Genomic DNA, 23,176 nt, shown 5'->3' on the forward strand with positions numbered 1-23,176 from the left:
TCAATGAATAAAGAGAAGATTTTGGAAAGCAGCCGCAGAGAGAACAAAAACAGGGATTTAGCAGAAATGGAAGTGACCGCGCAGGCAGGAAATATTGCCGGTCGCGTTGGTGCTGCGGTCTGCGTTGTTCTCACGCTTATCTTTCGTATCTTTACAAAAACATACTTTCTGAGTCCGTGGGTTGTTTATTTTAGCATCCTTACCACCCACACTCTTGTAAAGTATGCAAGGCTAAAGAGAAAAACCGACTTGATCCTCGGTATTCTCTATTTAGCGATGTGCCTTACATTTCTTGCCTTTTTTGTCCTGCGGCTTGTGGAGGTCAAGGGATGAATGACGAGCTGAAATTGAAAAACAACCTCAAGGAAGCACGCGCAGAGAAAAAGCTATCTCAAACACAACTGGCGGAACTGATTGGTGTATCGAGAAACACAATCAGTTCCATTGAAACAGGGCAATTCAATCCGACCGCAAAGCTGGCATTGATCCTCTGCATTGCTCTGGACAAGAAATTTGAAGAACTGTTTTATTTTTAAGGAGGAAACGAATGGATAATATTGCTCTGTTGATCTTAGGCATATTCATCTCCGTTATTGGAATCGTGAATATGACTGGAAATATCAGCACAATACATTCCTACAACCGAAGAAAGGTCAAGGAAGAAGATGTACCGAAGTATGGGAGAGCCGTCGGCACAGGTACACTTATCATCGGTGCATCTTTGATAGCGGCATTTGTCACAGCTTTCTGGAGTGAAAAGGCAATGTCTTTCATTGTTATTCCGGCGCTCGTCATCGGCTTGGGCTTTATCTTGTATGCACAGTTCAAGTACAACAAGGGAATCTTTTAAGAGTAATCTTGCAAAGTAATTCAACAAACTTGAATCTGACTGGCAGGCACAGTCTGTGCTTGCCCGCCTTGTTTGCCAAACAGCGAAACGGGCGGCGGCAGTCAATGGCGCGAAGCGTTCATCTTGACCATTGACAGACGCAACCCGTTGCGCTATATTCTTCCCGTCAGCTATCGAGAGGTTTGTAATCCGTCACAGCGTTCAGGTAGGCTTCGGGATCGCCGTTCAGAACCAGATCGGCATACGCAAGCGGATCATTGTAAATCAGATAATCCATCTCTGATCGCTGGAAGCGATTGTCGGCAACTTCGTTTTCAACGGCGGTGCAGTCAATGGAAATCTGGCCTCCATCATCAAAAACCAATTCCACGCAGGCTGTGTCTATGTTGAATTGACAGGATATAAGTTTGCTCATGGTCATACCTCCAAGATGTTTTTTGAGGTGAATCAGGCGGTCAATTTCCGGGTGATTATTGGCGGGAATCATATCAAAACCTGTCGCAAATCATTCAAAACAAGTCGTTGCGAACGGTTAGTACGTATAAAATAGCTGGCTACAAAACGGCTACAAAATTCGTAAGGAACCTATGTACAGCCCGAAATACGTGGATTATTTGGACAAAATGCGTATCGAGAGTGCATTTTATAACCCTAAATCAAAGCCCAAGACTTGAGTGGGAGTAATTGTGGCAAAAGTCAGCGATAGTGAAATTTTATCTAAATTTAGGAGGGAGCCGTTCCAGTTAGAACGGCTCCCTCCTTTGTGCTCCTTAATTAGAAGGCGGGCAGGGGATAGATGGGTGCTGTTACTTCAACCTAGTCCAATCCTCCATGCCGTCGGACTTGGTATAGTTGTGGCTGTTGACAGCCTCCATGATCTGGTAGTAACCCCAATAGCCCTCGGCCACGTCGGGGAACTGACGGAGGCTGTCGGCGTGGGCGTCCACATAGTCCTTGTCTGCCGCCCGAGCCAGCATATTGTTTACGATGGTGGTCACTTCCGACCGGGTGATGGTGTTGTTGGGGCGGAAGGTGCCGTCACTGTACCCGCCGATCCATCCATATTGGGAGGCGCTCATCACATAGGGATAGAACCAGTCGCTCTCGGATACATCGGAGAAGCCGGCTTCTCCTTCGCTCACAGAGTGAGCGAAGCCCATGGCGATGGTAGTGAACTCCGCGCGGGTAATGGCCCGGTCTGGGTCAAACCGGCCGCCGCCTACGCCGTCCACCATACCCAGGGAAGCCAGGGTGTTCACCGCCTTGGCGTACCACGCCTCGGTGGGCACGTCGGAGAAGGATACGGTAAGCTTCACATCCTGGTCCAGAAGCAGGGCGTAGAACATCTGGGCCACCTCCGCCCGTGTCATGCTCCGGTTGGGTCCAAAGGTGCCGTCAGGGTAGCCGGTCAGATAGGCCATGTGGTCCTCCGCATTGAGCCAGTTGGATACGCCGGTGTGGTCAGGGTCAGCCACCGGCTTGACAGCCCGGAACTGGGCCTGAATGGTGTGCTTCTCCCGGACGTTCTCAAAGGTGTAGGAGCGAACGGCCCCCACGCTTTCTCCGTCCACCAGCACGTCGGCGATCTCATACCCGCTGTCCGCCCGGATGGTGAAGGTCTTGTCGCTGCCGCGGGCAACACGGACGGAACCGCTGGGGCTGATGGAGCCGCCATCCTCCGCACTGGCCGTGATGGTGTAACGGGTGGTGCCGCCGCCTCCGCCGGAGCTGCCGCCGCTCTCCTTCGTCCAGGCCAGGGCGAAGGGGGAGAAGCTGCCGTTAGCAGCGTCCCCGCTCAGGCTGAATTTCACGCCCTTGTCTGTCTTGGCGGCGGAAATAGAAACCACGTTGGAGGCATCGATCAGATTTTCCATATCCTCCGCTGTATCGATCTGGTACTCCCGGTGCAGACCCTCGAAGTGCAGGACGCTAAAGGTGTAGTCGTTATAACTGCTCTTGACCGCATCGGGATAGGGCCAGAAGATGGTGATATCCTGGTCTGTGCTTACCCAGGCGTTGCCGTCGTGCTCGTTGATGAGGTCCAGATACTTGAACTCATACTGATTTTCTGTGAGGGCATGGCCTGTTTCAGCCGCGCGCTCTGCCAACAACGCTTGCGTGTCGGCCTGGGCCGCAGCGTCCCGTTCGAGAATATCGTCAAAGAGCAGGGCAATCTGTGGGTTGGCGTCGGGATCGGTTGTATCCGTGCCCAGCACGCCCAGGTCCTCCTGGCCGTTGGTATAGAAATGCGCGCCATCGGGAATCACGGCCACAGCGATTCCGTCGTCGGTATCCACGTCGTCCTCGCTGTGGACCACGGGCTGGGCAATGTCTACGGTGTTGTCCAGAACTTTGTCCGGATCGGATACGTTGCGCACGGTCAGGGTGCCGGGGTAGAAGTCGATATCCACCGGGTCCCCGTCCTTAGTTTTCACAGTGAGCTCGTTCAGGTTGGTGGCGACGATGTCGTACAGGCCGGCCTCACGGTCATCATCTGCGGTATCGAAGCCGTCGTCTGACAGAGCGTTTGCCTCTGCCTTTGGGACAAAGCCCTCCTCCAGCCAGGGCAGAAGGACGATTTCTCCCTCCTCAATGTCAGACAGGACGTACTCTACGCCCGCTTTGTCAGTGACAACGATTTCATCCAAGGTGACGTTTTCCGCACCCGTCACCTTGTAGCGGGCCGTGGGGAAGGAGTCGTCGTTGATGGAGTCGCCGCCGGTATAGGCCGTAATGTCCTGGGATTCAATCGTGATGGTCTTGGGCTCTATGACCGTCACCTGGAAAACGTAAGAATTGGTTACTGTCGCCTCGTAATCGTTGTCGCTTCCGAAGTCGATAAAATTATAATGTGATTTATAGAAGAGTTCTGGCTCTCCACCATTCCTGACGATATAGCCGTAAATCTCTACCATGTACTGGTTGGGGCTGATTCTCTCATGGTCTTTACTCTCAATGGGAATTTCTGAACGTTTTGTCTTTACACGATTCAGGATGCCGCTTCCCTCGCTGTTAGAGAAGATATCTGGCTCCGCAATGCTGCGCGGGCCATTTGGGGTCTGGTCGTACTCGTCCCACCAGCAGTATTGGAAGTAGACATATTCATCTTCCGTGCTGCCCTGTTTTTCCAGAAGCAGCGGATGGGACACCAGTACCCCGGCGGTGTGTTCCTGGTCATCTAGCTCTACGGTCAGGTTCCCGTTTGCCTGAGCGACGCCGTCCACCGAAAACTGGACTGTGGGGTTTTGCAGGGAATAGGACACCTTGGCCTGCGGGTTTGTCTGATTGGTATCCACTTTCCCCGTGTTTGTCAATGCGCTGCTGCCCAACATCCATTGTATATCGTAGCCAGGCTTTTCATCCGGCGTATTTTCCAGAGTGGGGAGTGTATATGCTGTATCCTTCTCCCAAAAGTCAGTACCCTCAATCCGGATATACTGAATAGACTGATAGTTCAGCTTTTCCTGCTGAATATCTGTGTCGCCAAATCGAATCGTCAGGGGATGGGTCATGGCATTGATAATGGAAGAGCTTGTGGGTCTGCGGTTGAGTCTGTAATCCTGATAGCTCGTGTTGTCATTAAAAAGGATTAACAGGTTGCTGTTTCCGGTAAAGAACGCTTTGCTGTCATAACCGGTGTAGTTCGAGTCCCAGCCGTCTCCCTGCCGTTTTACCACGATCTGGGAGATGCGTCCGCTGTAGAATGCCTCGCTGCCGATGGTCTCCACGGATTTTGGGATGACGACCTTCACATCCATTCCGGCGGAAAAGGCATCTTTGAAAGCCTGCTTTCCGATGGCTTTCAGGCTGCCCGGCAGTTCAAAGACCGTACTCTCCTCGCTGTTCGCTGTGCGGACAAACTCCAGCCCTGAACACCCATTGAAAACACTGCCGCTGCTGCCGTCAGCCGCCCCCAGGACCTCAAGGGTATCGGGCAGGATCACGCCGGTCAGGCCTGTACACCCGCTGAAGGCGCTCTTTTCTATCGTCTGTACCTGTGTCTTGGATAGATCCAGCACGCCGGTGAGGGGCGCACCCATCGCCGCCTGACTTTTGATGGTGGTCAAATTGGCGGCTTCGGAGAAGTCAATGGTGACTACGTTGTAGTGCGCCCAGTCAGTTTTCCGACTGCCGCTATAATAGGTAGCGGCGCCATTGTTTTCTTTCTCTGAACTCCATGAATCCCGGAACCCATTAGCAATGACAGTGGTAACATTTTCAGGCAATATAATAGAAAAATACATGGTGTCTTTGTTGGGGTTGATGCCTTTAAACCATTCGTAGGAAATACCGTAGTAGGTCCCGCCATTGATGACCATGCCCTCCTCCGGCACCGCCATCGGATCATCCGGCGAGAGCCCGCTCCCGCCTACCGCCCAGACTGACACCGGACCCAGGGAGAGGACCAGCGCCAGAGTGAGCAGGATCGCTGTCAATCGTTTCTTCATGTACTCATTTCCTCCTTGCGTTTTAGGGTGTTTCATAGGTTCAAATGCGGCCTATACCGCTGTTTGACTGATTGGCCGCCCAGGCGGCTGGGGCTGGGGCCCGCCGGCTTCGGGCTTTGCCCGCGCAGACGGGACAGCCGCTGTGCTGCTCTCCCGTCCGGGAGTAGATGGCCGCCTTCCACACGTGGCCATAGGGGCACTCCCACCATACCTTCCGCCGGCTCCCGGCCGTAACCTGCTCCGGCGTTAGGCTGCCGTTGAGCGTCCAGTACCACTGGGCCGCCACCTCCGGCGCCAGAGTAGACAGGTCGTTGAAGCCCGCCAGCGCCTTCCGCCCTGCACAGTAGGGGCAGCCGCTTCCACCCATGGTCCGGGCCGCCGCCACCGCCTGGTAGTCGTGGCCCTTTTCGCACCGCCACCACACCTTCCGGTTGCTGTACGGCGACACCTGAGTTGGGGCCAGGGCGCCGTTCCGCATTGGGTGCCACTGGGCGGCTACCTCCGGGTAGAGGCTGGCCAGGTCGTTCTCCCCAGGGATTACCCGCTTGCCCGCGCAGTAGGGGCAGCCTGTGCCCCCAAAGGATCGAGACAGGACTCTGGCTTGCCACTCATGCCCCCGACAGCATTTCCACCATACCCTTCGGCGGCTCCCAGCCGTCACTTCCTGGGGCGTCAGCGACCCGTTCCTCGTGGGGTGCCATTGGGCGGCCAGCTCCGGGTGGGTGACAGCCAGATCGTTCTCCCCAGGGGCAGTTACCCGGTTGCTGCACACCGGACAGCCGCTGCCGGCTGTCCGGGACTTGACCACGGCCTGCCACTCGTGCCCTTTTTTGCATAGCCACCAGACCAGCCTGTGGCTGCCGGGGAGCACCTGGTCCGGGGTGAGAGGGGCGTTTTTCGTGGGGTGCCATTGGAAAGCCACCTCCGGAAAGCGGGATGCCAAGTCGGTCTGGCCGGGGACGGCCAGCTTCCCAGAGCAATAGGGGCACCCGGCCCCCGCGCTCACCCGGGCGTACACGGCGCTCTGCCACTCATGCCCCTTCCCGCACCGCCACCAGACCCGGCGGCTGCTCCCGCCACTTACTGTGTCCGGCGTCAGCGGCAAGTTTTTCGTGGGGTGCCACTGATCCAGTAGTTCCTCACGGCCCGTTTGCCGACACAACTGATACATCGTTTGCCGAATATCCTCATCCCCTTTCCGCACGGGACAAAAAGGCCCAGCCTACAAGAACCTTCTCGGCCTTCAGGACAGAATCAGCCTTCTGTCATAATAGGATAAGGTGTTAAAAATGCTGCTTTGTCCATTAACACTTGGAAGGATGACAAAATCAGCCTTCTGTTCTGGATAAGGTCGGGGAGAGCGGCCCTTTTGTCCTCAATAGCCGCTTCATGGGGCGGAAAAAATAAAAAAGCCGCTCTGGAGAGCGACTTTTTGTCAAATCATGGGCATGGAAACACAGGCCGGCGAAAAAATGGATTCGTCGGTCCTGATTTTCATGCCTTGGAAGGCAAAAACACTTGCTTTTTCGGCCTTCCCCTGATATGATTATTGTTATGTAATGGATGTATCAGCCTTTTCCTCTCAATTTTTTGGGACAGAAGGCTGATTCTGTCTATAAGGCTAGGACACCAGCCTCAACCGCTCCAAGGCGCGGGCGTGCTCGGCGCCAGTAGAGATGAGGTAGATACGGGTCGTTTCAATGGAGGAGTGGCCCAACACATCGGCCAGCTTGGCCACGTCCCGGCATGCCCGGTAGAAGGTTCGGGCGAATAGGTGGCGCAGATTATGGGGAAAGACCTTGGAGGAGGCTACCCCAGCTTTCTGGCAGAGCCCCTTCATCTCCGCCCAGATCTGTTTCCTGGATAAGCTCTTTCCGCCTCTGGTGAGGAATATCTCACCGGAGGCGATTTTTTGTTTCCTGGCGTATTTCAGCAGCTTGCGGCACAGCTTGCCAGGGATGAGAATGGCACGGATCTTGCCCTTGAGAGATATCTCTGTTCTGCCCCGCTGGGCGGCCTCCACAGTGAGATATCTTACCTCGGACACCCGGACCCCGGTGGCACAGACGCTCTCCAGCAGCAGCTCCAGCCGCTCCTTTCCGGCCGCGCCCGCCGCCGCTACAAGACGGCCGTACTCCTCCCGTGTCAGCTCCCGGTCCGAGTCCCGGAACAGCCGCCGCTGCAGCTTCAGGTGACGCACCCGGCAGTCCGCCCAGCCGGCAAAGGCCAGAAAGCGGTCCAGCGCCGTCAGCTTGCCGTTCACCGTAGAGGGAGACTGGCCCTCCTCTAGCAAGCGCTCCTTCCACCGGGCAACGGAGGCCTTGGTTACTACGCCGCCCGCCAGAAAGGACGCGAACTGCGCCACATCCCGCAGGTATTTCTCTACAGTCGCCGCGCTTCGCTCCTCATCTTCCAGCTGCTTCCGAAACCGGATCAGATGCTCTCCGCTGATACTCCTGTTTTTCATGTCCCGCTCCTTTCCATGTTTCCTCTTAGTGTAACCGTTCAGGGTCGGTTCGTATCCTCTTTTGCAGGGCTTATGTTGCAAATTGATACCAAACTTACCAAAGGGACAGGAACCTTGTGCCCTGGAACGACAAAACGCTCTCTTACATGAAAAGATGTTTCCATGTGAGAGGGCATTTCATCCATCGTGTATTGCTCAGGAGAAAATAGAGCCTGGGCTATTGCTGGCAGGAAAAAAGATCGCTCCTTTTGAAGCCGTTTCTGAGGCGGGAGCCTTCGAATACCCGGTCCAAGTGCCCTAAGAAGGCGGCATGGCATAATATGGAGTGGCGGCGTAGGCCAATTTTCAGCCGCCAATTTTAACAGGGAGATGTATTTCAAATGCCAGCCACCATCACCGGGGTCGTCTATGACGACCTGGACCGAAATGGTCAGTTTGACGGGGGCGAACCGGGGATCCCCGGCGTTTCCATGACATTATACAGGGCCGTAGGCAGCTGTACTACTGTGCAGACCGACGCCTTTGGCCGCTATTCCTTCTCTGTGGCGGCCGCCGGCAGTTATACGATATATGAGCCGGTGGTCCAACCCACCTCATGTCCGCCCTCAGCTTTTCCACAGCCGGCGGGCTATCTTCACTCCAATACTCCGCGCAAAGCGGATGTTACCGTGACTGCCGCTCAAGTGGAATCCAATGCGGAGATCTCCGGACAGAGCTTCGGACACGACGCCCTGAGCGCGCCGCTGCCCTGCTCCAGCCGGATGATTCAGTTTGTAGGGCGGCCCACCAACTGGTACGACATCGATCTGGTCACGGGGCAGTCGGTGCTGCGCGGGGCGGTAGACCCAGCCCACGATGTAAACGCCATTGGGTACAGTCCCCTGGACAACTATCTCTATGGCTATGACCAGACGACCAACAACCTGGTGCGTGTAGATGGGGACGGGACCCTGACCCAACTGACTCGCCCTAACGGACTGCCGGCTGCCGGCTACAACACCGGGACCTTTGACGCGGCCGGATTCTTTTACCTGTATATCAATGACGCGGCCCGCTACTACACAGTGGACCTGCGTCCCGGTTCGGCCACCTATTTGAAGCTGGTAGACCCCAGAGCGGGCCATGTGGAGCAGACGGCAAACTTTGGCACGCCCCTGTCCTCCGCGGTCAACATCAGTGACTGGGCCTACGACCCGGCGGACGGAAACCTGTACGGGGTGCAGCGCAACGGAGTGCTCACTCGAATCGTCCCCACCACTGGCCAGGTCACGGCCCTGTCCACCACCGCCCCCAATCCAAATGCGTCTTTCGGCGCGGTGGTCATAGACAGCACCGGGACTGTCTACGCCATCGCCAACAACGACGGAACGGTATACCGCTATACCCACAGTGGCAACACTGCTGTAGGAGTGCCCTTCTCCACCACCTTTTTTGCCTCCTTTAACGACGGGGCCATCTGCCCCCGGACAGTGGTGGAGCCCACAGCGGACTTGCAGGTGACCAAGACGGCGGACCCCAATCCCGCTACTGCGGGGGGACCGCTGACGTACAGCATCAAAAACTATAACAATGGCCCCGACCCGGCACAGGATGCCCAACTCACTGACACAGTTCCCCCAGAGATGCTGTCCCCCCAGTTCTCCCTGGATGGGGGAAGCACCTGGCAGCCCTGGGCCGGCTCGACCCCTCTGGGTGACATCCCGTCAGGGGACAGCGTCACAGTGTTGATCCGTGGGACCGTGGACCCAGCGGCCACGGGGAGCATCGTCAATACCGCCGTAGTCAGTTCTCCTACCTTTGACCCGGACCTGTCCAATAACACAGACACCGTGGAGGTGCCGGTGGGGGAGGAGGCGGACCTGTCTCTGCTGAAGCTGGGCGCGCCCAAACCCGCCCGTCCGGGGGACCTGGTGACCTATACTTTCGCGGTGGGCAACGCCGGCCCCTCCAGCGCGGTAGATGTCACCTTAGAGGATCAGCAGCCCGCTGGACTGGACGGCCTGGAGTGGTCGCTGGACAACGGAGCCACTTGGCAGCCGTGGAGCCCAACTCTCCCCCTGGGGACTTTGATACCAGGGGTGGCCAGAGTGGTGCTGCTGCGGGGCGTAGTCAGCCCTGCGGCCGGCCAGACCATTGTCAACACGGCTGCCGTGACCAGTCCCACCCCGGACCCGGCCCCCAGTAACAATACCTCCACGGATATTACACCCGTTGACCTGGCCGCCGACCTGGCGGTTACCAAGACCGGGGCGCCCAGTCCGGTATCTGCGGGCGGGGTACTGACCTATACCGTGGAAGTTTCCAATCTGGGGCCGGCGGACGGACAGAACGTCCGCCTTACCGACCCCCTACCTGACCAGCTGTCCAACGGGGAGTATTCTCTGGATAGTGTGACCTTCCAATCCTGGACCGGGTCTCTGTCCCTGGGCACCCTGCCGGCGGGCGGCGCACGGACCGTTGTCCTCCGGGGGACGGTGAGAGCGGATGCCGCTGAGACCATCCAGAACACCGTGACCATTACCAGCGACACTCCAGACCCAGATCCCACCAACAACACAGCCACGGAGCTGACCCCAGTAAACACTGCCGCCGACTTGGCAGTAACTAAGATCGCTTCCCCGAATCCGGCTATCCATGGTCAGTTGCTGACTTATTCTATCCTGGTCCAAAATCTGGGCCCGGACCCGGCGGTGGATGGCCAGATGACCGATATGCTGCCCGCCCTTCTGCTGGGGCAGGAGTTCTCTCTGGACAACGGGGCCAGCTGGCAGCCGTGGACGGGAAGCTATGCCCTGGGGACCATCGCCAATGGGCGGCAGATACAGGTGCTCATCCGGGGGACGGTGAGCATGGACGCGGAGGGCCTGGTGGAAAACACCGCGACCGTGTCCAGCAGCACCCCGGACCCGGACCCCGGCAACAACAGTGACACGGTACGGATCCCGGTAGACGTTTCCGCTGACCTGGCGGTGGTCAAGACGGGGCTGCCGGTGGCGGTGCGGGCGGGGGAGCCCCTGGTCTATACCATGATAGTGACCAATGCGGGCCCCTCCGCTGCCCAGAACGTGGAACTGGCGGACCAGACGCCGGGTGCCCTTCTGGGGCCCGAGCTCTCCGTGGACGGAGGGATCACTTGGGCACCCTGGTCCAGCCCCTATCCGCTGCGTACCCTGCTGCCGGGGGACAACAGGACAGTCCTTATCCGAGGGACAGTGTCCCCCTCGGCCCAGGCTGGCCCCCTGTCCAACACCGCGGTAGTATCCAGCACTACACCGGACCCAAATCCGGACAACAACACGGATACCGCACCGGTGGAGGTGGAGCAGTCCGCCGATCTGAGTGTGGTAAAGGAGGGCGGGACCTCTCCCGCGGTGCCCGGCCAGCAGTTCCAGTACACCATCACGGTGGGAAACAGCGGCCCCTCGGACGGACAGAATGTGATTCTGACCGACTCGGTTCCGGCCGCCCTGCTGGGACAGGAGTTCTCGTTGGATAACGGGGCCACCTGGGCACCCTGGTCCAGCCCCTATGGGTTGGGCATCCTGCCCGCCGGACAGAGCCGCTCGGTCCTGCTGCGGGGCACTGTAAGCACAACTGCGGGAGATACCCTGGTCAACACAGCGGTGGTGGCCTCTACTACCCCGGACCCGGACCCCAGCAACAACAGTTCCACTGATGTGACTCCGGTGCTCCAGACGGCTGACCTGGCGGTGGTCAAGACGGGGCCCGTGGACCCGGTCCAGCCCGGTCAGAGCTTGACCTATACTATCTTGGTGACCAACCGGGGGCCGAGCACTGCCCAAGGGGTAATATTGGCGGATATCACTCCGCCGGAGCTGTCCAATGTAGAGTTCTCCCTGGATGGCGGAGCCACCTGGGGCCCCTGGAGCGGGAGCTATCCTATTGGAGAACTGCCGGAGGGTGGGGCGCGGTCCTTCCTGATCCAGGGTGGATTGGCGGTGGAGGCCCGAACCAGTGTCACCAACACGGCCGTCGTGTCCAGCACTACGCCGGATCCAGATCCCACAAATAACTCATCCACCAGCGTGGTACCCATCGCGGGCGGCACGGATCTACAGTTGAGCAAGTGGGCGCCAGGTTACGTCCAGCCTTGTCAGACGCTGGTCTATGTGCTTCAGGTGACCAACCTGGGGCCAGAAACGGCGCTGCAAGCGGTAGTGACAGACCAACTGCCGGCGGAGTTGAATGGGGTGATGGTGTCACCCGACGGCGGCGGCACCTGGCAGCCCTGGATTGGCAGCTACGAGCTGGGGGATATCCCCTCCGGGCAATCCCGGTCCTTGCTGCTGGCCGGGCAGGTGGATGCCTGTGCCCAGGGCGTCCTTGTCAACCGGGCGGCGGTAACTGCTCTGTCCCTGGAGTTGAGGCCCGAGGACAACGAGGCATCGGCGGCCACGGTGGTGTGGAGGCCCTGGTGCCAGGGCCCGATGCCCCGGCACCGCCAACTGCCCTGCTGAAAAGAGAGATGCCGGAAGGATATCCTTCCGGCATCTTCTAAAATTAAAACAGAGTCCTGGAGCCTCACAAGCTGTTTACGAAAAGAGAAGATCAGGGCTGACCCGCCTGGGCCAGCCCTGATGCTCACATATTGGCCAAAATGTCCTCCAGTTCCTCCCTGGAGTAGCGGTACACTTTGTCGCAAAACTGGCAGGACAGCTCCGCCTGGCCCTGCTCGGCGATTAGTCCGGACAGCTCTTGCCGCCCCATGCTGATGAGGGCGCGGGTCACCCGGTCTCGGGAGCAGTAGCACCGGTACTCCACCGGATGCTTCTCCAGGATCTCCAGCTCAAAGTCCTTTAGTACCGCTTTCAGCAATCCCTCGCCGTCCAGTCCATCGGCTAGAGCGTGGCTGACCGAGCCCATGGCATGGACCCCGGCCTCTATCTTGGATATCATCTCCTCGTCGGCGCCAGGCAGAAGCTGGATGAGATAGCCGCCAGCAGCGGTGACAGACTGGTCCAGCCCTACCAGTACACCCAGGGCACAGGCGGTTGGGATCTGCTCGCTCTCCACAAAGTACATGGCCAAGTCGTCAGCGATTTCACCGGAAAACAGACCGATAGACCCCACATAGGGCTCCTTCAGTCCGATGTCCTTGATGACGGTAAGGGTGCCGTCGGTTCCCACCGCGGCCCCCACGTCCAGCTTGCCCCGGTACTTCTCCATCAGGTCCACCTGGGGGTGCTGGACATAGCCCCGGACGTTGCCCTCATAGTCGGACACCGCCAAAATGGTGCCCAGGGGGCCGCCCCCCTTGATTTGAAGGGTGAGGGAGCCCTGCTCCTCCTTGAGCATGTCGCCCATCATAGAGGCCCCCAGCAGAGCCCGCCCCAGGGCGGCGGTGGACATGGGCAGCAGCTTGTGGATGTTTCGAGCCCACTCCACCACGTCCCGTCCGGTGACAGCGACAGCTTTGACCAGGCCGTCGCCGGTTATTGCTCTTACGATTTCGTCGCGCATAGATATTACTTGTCCTTTCTCGCAGTGAAAAAAACGCGCTGTTCCCCGTCCACGGGGGGACGCATTTTCAATTCTCCGAATATCCTGATCTGGGAAAAACCCGCCTGCCGGAGCATGGCCGTCAGCTCCTCCGTGGTGTAGGCCCGCTCCCGGTGGAGCTCCTCCCCCCGCTCCCACTGGCCGGTCCTTTCGTCCAACTGGAAAATATCCATGAAATAGGAACAGATGCGGCCGCGCCGGGAGTACTCCGCCCGCCAGACGCAGTAGGCGTCCTCAGTTTCATCTAAAAAGACCTGACCATCCAGCCCCTCCAGTTTTTCCACCGTGTTTACGTCAAAGAGAAACAGACCCCCAGGCATGAGAAACAGGTGGACCCGCTCAAAGGCCCGCTGGAGCTTTTTCGGGTCGGTAACATAGTTGACGCTGTCCAGGCAACACACACAGGCGTCGATGGTGCCGTACAGGTCCAGCCTCTCCATGGGCTGGCACAGGAAGATGGGCTCAATGGGGGCGGCACCCCGGTTTTTCTCCGCCGCCTCGGCCAGCATCTCCGGCGACTGGTCCACTCCGATCATCTCATAGCCCCGCAAGGCCAGCTCCCGGGTGAGGGAGCCCGTGCCGCAGGCCAGGTCCAGCACCGTCCTGCCTGGCAGGGGCTGGCGGCGGAAGTGCTTTTCGATATAGTCGGCCCAGGCGGGATAGCGGACATCATAGGTCAGCTGGTCATAGCAGCCGGCCAGAAAGCGGTAGCTGTTCATCACCGCCGCTCCTTCAGGCGGGGGATGACCCGCTGATAGCCCTCCGCCCCGTAGTGGAGGCACCGGTTCACCCGGCTGATGGTGGCGCTGGAGGCCCCAGTCTTTTCCAGAATGTCGCTGTAAATCAGGCCCTCATCCAGCAGCATGGCCACTTCCATCCGCTGCTCCATGGCCTTCAGCTCGGACACGGTACACAGGTCCTGGAGAAAGCGGCGGCACTCGTCCTCGTCCTTCAGGGTCAAAATGGCGCGATACAGGGTATCGCTGGCCTCTTTATCCAAAAATTTTGACATAACAGGCTCCTTTCTCCCGATGATTCCAAGGGTGGGGGATATCTCCACACTTCTATATTTTAACAGGCTACCATGTGAAAGTAAACAAAAAAATACAGCCAGAGGACCGGCACCCGAGGTCCGCCCCTCGTAGCTTTTTTCACCGGCCCATGATAAAATAAAAAATCAATCCGATGTCATATCGCGCGTTCTTTTACGTCTAGAAGGATGAATAGGATTTTGGAAGGAGGTGCGGCCGTGGAGGACACAGACATCATCCAGCTGTATTGGGCCCGGGACGAGGGGGCCATTGCGGCCACCGACGAAAAATACGGCACGCTGTGCCGCTCTCTGTCCCATAATATCCTGGCCAGCCGGGAGGACGCGGAGGAGTGTGTCAACGACACCTGGCACCGGGCCTGGAATACCATGCCGCCCCAGCGGCCTGCCTCCCTGCGGGCCTATCTGGTCCGATTGGTCCGCAATTTGTCCATCGACCGCTGGCGGGCCCGGAAGAGCCAGAAGCGGGGAGAAGGGCTGGAGGCGCTGGTACTGGAGCTGGAGGACTGTGTGCCAGCCGTCCCCAGCGCCGAGGAGGAGACAGAGGCGCGGGAGCTCTCCCGGACCATTGACCGCTGGCTGGACGGTCTGCCGAGAGAGGACAGAGTTCTGTTTGTCCGCCGGTACTGGTACGGACAGCGGCTGGATGAGCTGTCCGGTCAGCTGGGCTGGTCCCCAAACCGGGTGAGCCAGCGGCTGCTCCGCCTGCGGACGGGTCTGAAGCGGTATCTGGAGCGAGAGGGGGTAGTGCTGTGAGTGACAAGAGTGAGAGGATCTTTCAATCTCTGAGCGACATTTCAGACCAGAAGGTAGATGAGGCGGCCCGGAGACCGGCCGGAAAGCGGCCCGTCCCCCGTTGGAGGCGGTGGACCGCCCTGGCCGCCTGTCTGTGCCTGGTGGCGGGGGCGGCAGTGTGGTATCTGCCCCGGATGGGGGGGAGCTCCTCCAACAACGGCCTGGGCGGGAGCGGAGCGGACGGGGTGACCAATTTCATGTCCTATGCAGGCCCGGTGTTTCCCCTGACCTTGGCGGAGGAAAACGGGGCTGTCACCGCCCAGCGGGAGATTACTCTGGACTTTCAACCCTGGGTACCCCGGTGGATCTCTAATGAGGAGATGGCCGCCGAAGAAGCGGCCTGGGGGGAGGAGAGCTACGATAAGATCCTAAGTGATCTCCGGGAGAGCTTCCCCGATGGGGGTTACTCCAGCCGGTCCACGGATCTTCTGATCCGCGACCGCTATGTACTGACCAATCACTCCGACCAGGAGCAGAGGGTCCAGGTGCTCTACCCCTTTGTCAGCTCCCTGAGGGACCTGACGAAGCGGATGCCAACCCTGTCTGCGGACGGCGAAGAACTGGAAACTGTCCTTCACCCCGGCGGATACTCCGGCGGGTTCCAGGACACCGAGGGACAGACAGATGGGGAGCGGCTGAACCTGCGGGGGCTGGACTCCTGGGAGGCGTACCGGGATCTTCTGTCCGACGGCTCCTATCTGGAGGGAGCCCTGGGGGATTACCCAGACCTGACAGGCGTGCCGGTGACGGTCTATCGATTCACCGATTCCTGGGGGCCGGAGCAGGACGAGAAGGCCGACCTTCCAAACCCTACCCTCCGGGTGGAGTTTGAGCTGGACTATGACAGGACTACTGTTCTCTCCTACGGCTTCCATGGCGGCTTCTACGATCGGGAGGCGGGGATCATGGGCCAGAGCTTCTCCATTCCTCAGGAATGGGAACGGGATCACGACCGACCCTATTATTTAATTGTCCTGGGGGACGACGTGGCCAATATGACCACCCAGGGCTATAACACCGGGGGCTGGGACACGGACAAAAAGATAGAGGCCGGGGTGGATATCCAGCGGTATGAGAGCGATCTGGATACCGCCCTTCGGGATGCGGCCGCCCTGCTCTATGAGACGGATATGGAGCGGTGGAGCAAGGACCTGTGGGGCCTGCGCCACCCCGCCCAGGCTACGGTGGACTTTGAGATGTACTACGGCCTGCTGTGCGGCTATCTGATGAGCTACGGCCTGCTGTCAGAGGACCCGGCGGAGCGGTATGAAACCGGCTGGCTGGAAGAGGTGGACTTTGAAGTGGCAGACCGTGTATGTTATCTGGAGGGGGAAGTGACTATCCCCGCTGGCGGGACAGTGGAAGTGACTGCCCAACTGGTCAAGAATGCCAGCTTCGATTTCTACTGTGCCCACACCGAAAACGAGGGCGTATACGGCTATGACCTGGTGACCAGGCTGGGCTCCGCCCTCACCTTTACCGGCCAGAGCGCCGTTCTGGAGGACCGGGAGCAGATCGAGATCGTTCGGCAAAACTTTGGATTTGAGCCGGAGAGCGGGATACGGACCGTGGAGCTGAATCCGGAGGAGGAGCACTACTATCTGGCGGTCCGGCGGGTGGAGACAGAGGAATAGGAAAAGACAGCGGACTGTGACCAGTCCGCTGTCTTTTTATCCCGCAAGCCCCCAGCCGTCCGGCTCGCTGGGGAAGTCAAAGCTGGTGCTGAACCAGGTGATCTCATCCCCCTCTACTCGGGAAGCGGGGAGAGAGGGGGTGACTATCTGCCGGCCGTACTGGTCGGTGACCAGGGCGGCGAAGACCAGCTCATCCCCCTCCTGGAGATCCAGCTCCACGGAGGGAAGGTGGAACCACTGCTCCGCCTTCTCAAAGCCGTGATGATTGTCTGGACGGCTACATGGCTCCAGCCAAAAGAGCAGTGCTCGGTTTCGGAACAGTCCGAGCTGGACCTGCTTGACCTGGGATTGACCAATATCCTCGTTGACCGCAGAGACGGAGGCGGACAGCCCTGTGAGGAAGCCATAATTCTCTCTCACATGGAACAGGCCGTCCTCTCCACGGGGAATATTTAACAGGGCACTCTCCAAAAGAGAGATATCTACCGCTGGTAGACTGCTGCCGTAGAGAGAGGAATAGTTACCCAGTAGTTGAGTCTGGCGTGTTCCCTGGTCCACCAGGACTGCAGATAAGGTGATGCTGTCTGTCAGAGGGCAGGTGATCTGGCCGGAGAACTCCTGCCCCGGTCCAGGAACGGCGGGAACGTCCACCAACCCATCCCCGGTATCAGCATGGAGAAGGATCTCCAGCCCCTCAGTATAGGTCTTGGGCACCACACGGACCGAAAAGGTGACAGTATTGGACGCCAGGTCGGCCGACTGGATATTGGTAGCGTAGTCGGCCACCAGACTGTTCTGGGATTTTAGGATCTCCTCCACCCTGCTGGTAATGGAGCCGATTTGACTATTGACCGAGTAGGTAATATTGCCCACGGAATTGGCCAGGTCGGTGTATTGGCGGTCCAGCTCCTTCAACCGGGCGAATAGGGAGCGCCCGGCCAGAAGGACAAGCAGCAGGGCCAGACAGGCGGCGCCGTAACGCAAGCGCCTGTGGCGGGGGGAGCGGCTTTCCCGAACCTTCTGCTCCACCAATTCCGACACCCGCTCCTGCTGTTCCGCGGTGAGCTGGTTGGACTGCTGATAGCGGGACAGGATCTCCTCGACCAGTTTCAACTGGGCAGGGGAAAGATCGTTGGAGATGTGCTCCTCCTGGTCCTCCTCCACACCGAGCAGCCAGCCGACGGATACATGGAACAGGCGGCTGAGAGCCACCAGTTTGTCCACATCGGGCAGACTGGAATCAGATTCCCATTTATAAATAGACTGTCGGGATACGCCGAGAGCCTCGCCCAGCCCCTCCTGGGACAGATCCAGCTCCCGGCGCTTGGCGGCGATACGTTGTCCGGTCGTCATGGTCATCGGCCTCCTTTGCATTCACCCTAGCAAAAAGGGGAGAAAAAGACCACCCCCTCGCGGTTTGAATCCTGCTAACCACCGGTTTACATTCTCCGGAATCCATTGGGGCGCAAGGAGTTTAGAGGACCTCAGTCCACCAAAATAGCATTGGGATAGATGCGCTCCATGCGGCTGTCTGGGAAACGGCGGTCCAGAAGCTGTCCCAGCGCGGTGTCGGGCGGAGCGTCCATAGTCTGACGCTGGGTGTACCGTCCCATGGCCAGACAGGACACGGCGATGTTGACCACCATAAAGAGGATGAGGACCCAGGAGAGGACCCGGCCGATCCGGAGAGGGAGCCGCTCGATCCACTGGGAGAGCCGGGGGTAGATGGACTTGAGCCACACGACAGCGGCGATGCCCCAGAAAAAACAGTATAACAGATTGATGCGTCCGCCCAGATTGAAGGGCAGGTGGCTGTAATCCCAAAACACCGTGCCGAAGACCAACTCGGTAAAAACGGAGCAGAGATACTCATAGACGCCGCCCACCACGGTTCCAACAAGAAAGACGTAGCTGTCGCTCTTGTGCCGGTACTTGTACAGAACAGCGGTGAGCAGGACGGCCCCCAGCCCCCAGACAATGGAGAAGGGGCCGTAGACCACGCTGCTTCGGCTCATCCACACCCCGGCCGTGATACGGCAGAAGATGGTTTCAATCATGTCGCCCAGAAAGGCGCCGATCAAAAACAGCCACAACAGCTTGTAAAAGCAGCAGCCCTGGGCAAAGACTCCGGACGTTCCTTTTTTAGCGGCTCTGCGGCGGGCCTGTTCCTCCAGCCGCTCCCGCCGTAGGCCGTAGGCCCTGGCCATACGGCGCTGGATATACCGGGTGACGGCGTTATCCAGATGGTCGGTGAGACGACGGAGCCGGAGGGAGAGCTCACTGGGCTCCTTCAGACTGGTATTGAGCTGGAGCAGGGCGGCCAGAGAGGTAAGCAGGTCGCCGGCCAGCAGACAGAACAGGACCAGCAGGATGAGCTGACCGACAGAGCGGGGAATCAGTCCGGCCAGCCTGACCAGCAGGGGGTTGCCAAAATAGAGGCACAAAAGGGCCATCCCGCCCCAGAGAAGGGAGTATCCCAAACAGATGTGACCCTCGAATTGAAAGCGGTATCTGGAGTAGTCCCACCACTTCTGGCCGGAGAGATGTTCCAGTAGAATGCCGGTGAACAGTTCAAGGCCGGTGGCAATAATCAGGCCAAAGAGAAAGAGAAAAAAGGGCGTATTTTTCAGTTCGGGCAGAAAGATGGCGAACAACACAGCCGCCAGGCCGTAAACCGGGGAGAAGGGGACATTCAAAAACCCCCGATTGATAAGCCGCCGCCGTTTGGCGGCCGCCAGAGCGGTTTCACCCAGCCACCCCAAAAAGGAGTAGGCCAGAAAGAACCAGAGAAGCTGATATACTGTATATTCCATAGAAACTCCTTATCCAGCGGCGGAAAAGAATGCCTGGATAGCCCCATGGTCCGCCTGGACCGAGCCCTGGACAAAGCCGGGCTTGCCGCCACCACGGCCGTTGAGGCTTTGGTTCATCTCCTTGGCAAAGGTACGCAGGTCGCCCTCCAGTTGGCCAACGGCGTACTTGTAGCCCTGACCATCCACGCCGGAGAAGCAGGCGCACCGCCCGCCACAAGTCTGGAGGACGGCATCGCACAGGCGGCGCAGACTATCAGGGGTCAGGCCCTCCTCAAAGAGAAGCACATCTCCTGCCCCAGTGAGCTGACGGGCCAGGGAAGCAAAGCGATCCTCCTCCATGGATAGAAGCCGGGACTTCAGAGCGGCGTTCTCCTCGGTCAGCCGCTGGACCGCTGCCCCAGTTTCAAAGGCCTTGGCAGACAGAAGGGTAGACACCTGGTGGTTCTGCGCTAAAATACTGTTTACATAACGCAAGGCCCGACTGCCGCACACCAGTTCGATGCGTACCCCCTCACGAAACTTCTGAACGGACAGGAGCTTCACAAAGCCCACCTGGCCGGAGGAGGCCACATGGGTGCCGCAGCAGGCGCAGGTATCAGCGCCGGGGAAAGAAACGATTCTTACCCGGCCAGTCAGCGCCTTTTTGCTCCGGTATTCCAGTGTTGCCAGCTGTTCCGGAGAAGGGAAGGTGATGGAGATGGGGTGGTCTTCCCAGATATAGCGGTTGGCCGCCTCCTCCAGCTCCTGGAGCTGGTCTCCGTCCAGCAGTACGTTTAAATCGATGGTAATGAAGTCGTTCCCCATATGAAAACCAACATTGTCGCACCCCCACTTAGCGTGGGCGATGCCGGACACGATATGCTCGCCGGAGTGGTGCTGCATCAAATCGAAGCGGCGTTCCCAGTCAATCTGCCCCTCCACCTGAGCGCCGGGCTCCAAAGGGCCGTCACAGGTGTGGACTACCCGGCCCTCACGCTCGTGGACCTCCAATACCTGGACCGGCCCAAGGACGCCCAGGTCATAGGGCTGACCGCCCCCCTCGGGGTAGAAAGCGGTCTGGTCCAGTATTACGTCATAGCCTCGCTTGCCCTGTATGCAGGACTCTACATGGGCGGAGAATCGGGTCAGAAATGGGTCTTGTTCGTAGAGCTTTTCCATGGTCATGTCCTCTCTCTATATTTTTTGTATCATAGCACACTGGGGTTGGAAAGGCAAATTGGAAAGATGTTTCGTTTGAGAATATGATTTCAGGTGGGCGGCAGGAAAGTTTAATGCGGATTTAATGCGGCGGCATTTTGCTTAATCCCATTTTTTTATGAAATGGAATAGGATAGGCTCATCCGAAAGGGCAGGATTCGGACAATAAAGTACAGAGGTGAGTCGTTATGATAGCTGATTATATGTTGCTTCGACTGGTGATTGCCGCTATCGTTATTTTAGTAGCGTCTGTTCTGGCTCTGTCCGTGAAGCTGGTATCTAGGATAGTCCGGTCTGCCGCCCATAAGAAGTCTGTAAAGGCATATTCCTGGGACAGGAGTAAGACTGCTGCTCGTTAAAGAAGCGGCCTCCACATTTGTTTTCCCCATTTGGTCAGAGAGCCGGGACACAAGCCTGTGTTCCGGCTCTCTGTATTTGTGAGTGGGGAGAGCGTTCAACCAATACTGCCGAAGACAGCCCCCAAAACCAGAACCAGCAGGGTAACGCCGCAGAACAGATATTTTGCCATTGGATAGAACCAGGACCCAAGAGGCTTGTGGCGGGCCAGGTTTACCTGCTTGAGTACATAGTCCTTGCCGCATATCCAGAAGAACATGACCGCGGCCAGCAGGGCGCCGATGGGGCAGATATAGATGGAGCACACGTCCATCCACTGGGAGACGATAGGGGCGATGAGCAGGCCCACTCCAATGCCGATGGCCCCGATGATGCCGACGGCAGCGGGCCTTGGCAGGTGGAACAGCTCCTGGAGGGTGGCGGTGGGGGCCTCAAACAGATTGACTAGAGAGGTCAGAGCAGCGAAAACCACCGCGACAAAGAATACCACCAGGATGACTGGCCCGCCGGGGATTCCGCGGATCACATTGGGGAGGTAGATGAACATTAGGCCCGGACCGCTCTCGTTGAGCTGCTGGCCCGCCACCGCCATTGCGGGAATGATGACCAGAGCGGCCAACAGGGCGGCACAGGTGTCAAAGAGGGCCACCATCTTGGCGTCAGAGGGGATGTCGGAGTCAGGGCTCAAGTAGGAGCCGTAGATCAGTGTTCCATTGCCGGCAATGGACAAGGAGAAAAATGCCTGGCCCAGGGCATAGACCCATACCCAGGGGTCCAGGAGCCCTTCAGGGCGGAGGACGAAGATGTACTGATAGCCGGCGGAGGAGCCGGGCAGAGTGACCAGGTAGACGGCCAGACCGATAAACAGTAGAAAGAACAGGGGCGTCATGACTTTATTGGCCTTCTCGATGCCCCGTCCCACGCCGAAGGCCATGATGGCGATGGTGACCGCCATGCCGGCGATCTGCCAGCCCAGGTTTCCAGAGGCGGTGGCGCCAAAATTGGCGCTGAAGGCGTCTACTCCGTCCAGGGCGGACAGAGCGCCGGTGATGGACTGGGCGGTGTACTTGAAGATCCAGCCGGTGACCACAGAGTAACCGATGGCCAGGGCCAGGGATCCCAGGACCGGGATAAGGCCCAGTAGCTTGCCAGGCTTATCGGTGCCGAAGCGCAGCTTGGTGGCCTCGCCAAAGGCGTGGACAGGACCGGACCGGGTGGCCCGGCCGAAGGCCATCTCCCCGATGACGCCGGTGGAGCCGATGATAACCACAAAGATCAGATAGGGGATCAGGAAGGTGGCTCCGCCGTATTTTGACACCCGAGCCGGAAAGAGCCAGATGTTGCCCATGCCGACCGCGGAGCCGATACAGGCCAGAATGAAGCCCCACTTAGAGCCCCAGGAATCTCGTTTCTTCTCATGTTTCATGGATGTTCGATCACGCCTCTCTCTTTTTGACAGGGAAGGTCCTGCGCAGATGTAAGCATACCATATTATAGGAAAAAAACAAAGGGGTGAATTTTCGTTGACAGAGGGGAGGGATTGGGATAGGATGGAAGTAAAAGGTGCCCAAATTGAGAGAACGGAGGATGGAGCGGTGAACGACCTCTCGGTGGACCTGTTTTTTATGAAACAGCCTGAGTTGCTGCCCCTCTATTTGGAGATTGAGAGGGCTGTCCGGGATAGGCTGGGTGACTTTGAAGTGGTGGTACAGAAGAGCCAGATTACCTGGAAAGGCCCAGGCTCTTTCGCCGCCCTATGGCTGCCCCGGTGGAAAAGGCCGGACGGGCGGATCTATGTGGGGCTGTCTTTTTTTCTGGAATTTCAGGTGGAAAGCCCCCGCATTCCCTACTCGACAGAGCCCTACCCCAACCGCTGGACCCACCACACCTCGGTGGCCGATCTTGGCGAGCTGGATGAGGAGCTAATGGGCTGGCTCTATCTGTCCAAGGAATTTTCCGGGCGCAGGCGGCGGAGAAAGAGCTGAAAATCTTGCAATACCGGGCAACCTATTGTAAAATGATTCGAACGCCCTACGATAGACCC

General features: G+C 58.3%; 19 protein-coding genes. 8 read left to right on the top strand and 11 right to left on the bottom strand.

Features of this window, described 5'->3' with window-relative positions; genetic code table 11:
• Window positions 1-3 precede the first annotated feature (3 nt).
• From ACEVJK_RS10565 to ACEVJK_RS10575, 3 genes are read left to right on the top strand one after another with little or no spacing between them, the layout of a single operon-like run.
• Entirely contained in the window at window positions 4-333 is a 330-nt protein-coding gene (locus tag ACEVJK_RS10565; RefSeq protein WP_178254828.1) for a DUF6442 family protein, read from the top strand.
• Complete coding sequence (locus ACEVJK_RS10570; RefSeq protein ID WP_343248099.1) at window positions 330-536, top strand: helix-turn-helix transcriptional regulator; 207 nt, start codon at window positions 330-332, stop codon at window positions 534-536. Before ACEVJK_RS10565 ends, ACEVJK_RS10570 begins: the two co-directional genes overlap by 4 nt.
• A gap of 11 nt (window positions 537-547) precedes the next feature.
• On the top strand, window positions 548-850 hold the full coding sequence (locus tag ACEVJK_RS10575) for a hypothetical protein (RefSeq protein ID WP_374740530.1): 303 nt from the start codon (window positions 548-550) through the stop codon (window positions 848-850).
• 166 nt (window positions 851-1,016) lie between these two features.
• Here the strand turns inward: ACEVJK_RS10575 and ACEVJK_RS10580 are convergent, their stop codons facing one another.
• The 4 genes from ACEVJK_RS10580 to ACEVJK_RS10595 form a co-directional block, all read right to left on the bottom strand.
• Window positions 1,017-1,265: a DUF6061 family protein gene (locus ACEVJK_RS10580; RefSeq protein ID WP_374740531.1), complete on the bottom strand. Its 249-nt coding sequence runs from the start codon at window positions 1,263-1,265 to the stop codon at window positions 1,017-1,019.
• A 391-nt stretch (window positions 1,266-1,656) separates the two neighbouring features.
• Window positions 1,657-5,298, bottom strand: coding sequence for an S-layer homology domain-containing protein (locus ACEVJK_RS10585; protein ID WP_374740532.1), 3,642 nt, complete (start codon window positions 5,296-5,298; stop codon window positions 1,657-1,659).
• A gap of 40 nt (window positions 5,299-5,338) precedes the next feature.
• Window positions 5,339-6,469, bottom strand: coding sequence for a zinc-ribbon domain-containing protein (locus tag ACEVJK_RS10590; RefSeq protein ID WP_374740533.1), 1,131 nt, complete (start codon window positions 6,467-6,469; stop codon window positions 5,339-5,341).
• A gap of 450 nt (window positions 6,470-6,919) precedes the next feature.
• The gene (locus ACEVJK_RS10595; RefSeq protein ID WP_374740534.1) at window positions 6,920-7,765 is read right to left on the bottom strand and encodes a tyrosine-type recombinase/integrase; all 846 of its coding nucleotides are present in this window, start codon (window positions 7,763-7,765) and stop codon (window positions 6,920-6,922) included.
• A 380-nt stretch (window positions 7,766-8,145) separates the two neighbouring features.
• Between ACEVJK_RS10595 and ACEVJK_RS10600 the strand changes: the two genes are divergently transcribed.
• Window positions 8,146-12,243 carry an SdrD B-like domain-containing protein gene (locus ACEVJK_RS10600; RefSeq protein ID WP_374740535.1) on the top strand — a complete coding sequence of 1,366 codons (4,098 nt, stop codon included), beginning with the start codon at window positions 8,146-8,148 and terminating at the stop codon, window positions 12,241-12,243.
• Window positions 12,244-12,367: 124 nt separating this feature from the next.
• Here ACEVJK_RS10600 and hslO read toward each other — a convergent pair whose 3' ends face one another.
• The 3 genes from hslO to ACEVJK_RS10615 are packed head-to-tail and all read right to left on the bottom strand — an operon-like array spanning window position 12,368 to window position 14,297.
• On the bottom strand, window positions 12,368-13,246 hold the full coding sequence (gene hslO / locus ACEVJK_RS10605) for an Hsp33 family molecular chaperone HslO (RefSeq protein WP_374740536.1): 879 nt from the start codon (window positions 13,244-13,246) through the stop codon (window positions 12,368-12,370).
• A gap of 5 nt (window positions 13,247-13,251) precedes the next feature.
• The gene (locus tag ACEVJK_RS10610) at window positions 13,252-14,004 is read right to left on the bottom strand and encodes a class I SAM-dependent methyltransferase (protein ID WP_262670144.1); all 753 of its coding nucleotides are present in this window, start codon (window positions 14,002-14,004) and stop codon (window positions 13,252-13,254) included.
• Complete coding sequence (locus ACEVJK_RS10615; protein WP_147571416.1) at window positions 14,004-14,297, bottom strand: YerC/YecD family TrpR-related protein; 294 nt, start codon at window positions 14,295-14,297, stop codon at window positions 14,004-14,006. Before ACEVJK_RS10615 ends, ACEVJK_RS10610 begins: the two co-directional genes overlap by 1 nt.
• A gap of 237 nt (window positions 14,298-14,534) precedes the next feature.
• On the opposite strand from ACEVJK_RS10615, the gene ACEVJK_RS10620 reads away from it, so the two are divergent.
• Window positions 14,535-15,092, top strand: a complete 558-nt coding sequence (locus tag ACEVJK_RS10620) for an RNA polymerase sigma factor (RefSeq protein WP_186851982.1) — start codon at window positions 14,535-14,537, stop codon at window positions 15,090-15,092.
• A complete protein-coding gene (locus ACEVJK_RS10625; RefSeq protein ID WP_374740537.1) occupies window positions 15,089-16,765 on the top strand; it encodes a hypothetical protein in 1,677 nt (558 codons plus the stop codon). The genes ACEVJK_RS10620 and ACEVJK_RS10625 overlap by 4 nt, the downstream gene beginning before the upstream one ends.
• Window positions 16,766-16,801: 36 nt before the next feature.
• On the opposite strand, the gene ACEVJK_RS10630 is transcribed toward ACEVJK_RS10625, so the two are convergent.
• From ACEVJK_RS10630 to ACEVJK_RS10640, 3 genes are all read right to left on the bottom strand, one after another.
• Window positions 16,802-18,118, bottom strand: a complete 1,317-nt coding sequence (locus ACEVJK_RS10630) for a helix-turn-helix domain-containing protein (protein WP_374740538.1) — start codon at window positions 18,116-18,118, stop codon at window positions 16,802-16,804.
• Between the two features lie 131 nt (window positions 18,119-18,249).
• Window positions 18,250-19,578 carry a putative ABC transporter permease gene (locus ACEVJK_RS10635; protein ID WP_147571412.1) on the bottom strand — a complete coding sequence of 443 codons (1,329 nt, stop codon included), beginning with the start codon at window positions 19,576-19,578 and terminating at the stop codon, window positions 18,250-18,252.
• A 9-nt stretch (window positions 19,579-19,587) separates the two neighbouring features.
• Window positions 19,588-20,736 (bottom strand): alanine--tRNA ligase-related protein, encoded by a 1,149-nt coding sequence (locus tag ACEVJK_RS10640; RefSeq protein WP_317246518.1) that lies wholly within the window; start codon window positions 20,734-20,736, stop codon window positions 19,588-19,590.
• Between the two features lie 227 nt (window positions 20,737-20,963).
• Between ACEVJK_RS10640 and ACEVJK_RS10645 the strand changes: the two genes are divergently transcribed.
• Window positions 20,964-21,134, top strand: coding sequence for a hypothetical protein (locus ACEVJK_RS10645; RefSeq protein WP_262670140.1), 171 nt, complete (start codon window positions 20,964-20,966; stop codon window positions 21,132-21,134).
• Between the two features lie 95 nt (window positions 21,135-21,229).
• On the opposite strand, the gene ACEVJK_RS10650 is transcribed toward ACEVJK_RS10645, so the two are convergent.
• A complete protein-coding gene (locus ACEVJK_RS10650; protein WP_147571411.1) occupies window positions 21,230-22,558 on the bottom strand; it encodes a sodium-dependent transporter in 1,329 nt (442 codons plus the stop codon).
• 124 nt (window positions 22,559-22,682) lie between these two features.
• Here ACEVJK_RS10650 and ACEVJK_RS10655 point away from each other — a divergent pair, with 124 nt between their 5' ends.
• Window positions 22,683-23,117, top strand: a complete 435-nt coding sequence (locus ACEVJK_RS10655) for a DUF5655 domain-containing protein (RefSeq protein ID WP_147571410.1) — start codon at window positions 22,683-22,685, stop codon at window positions 23,115-23,117.
• Window positions 23,118-23,176: the final 59 nt, after the last annotated feature.

Origin of the sequence: Flintibacter sp. P01028, from assembly GCF_041925235.1 — a bacterium.
Classification (GTDB): Bacteria; Bacillota; Clostridia; order Oscillospirales; family Oscillospiraceae; genus Lawsonibacter; species Lawsonibacter aceti.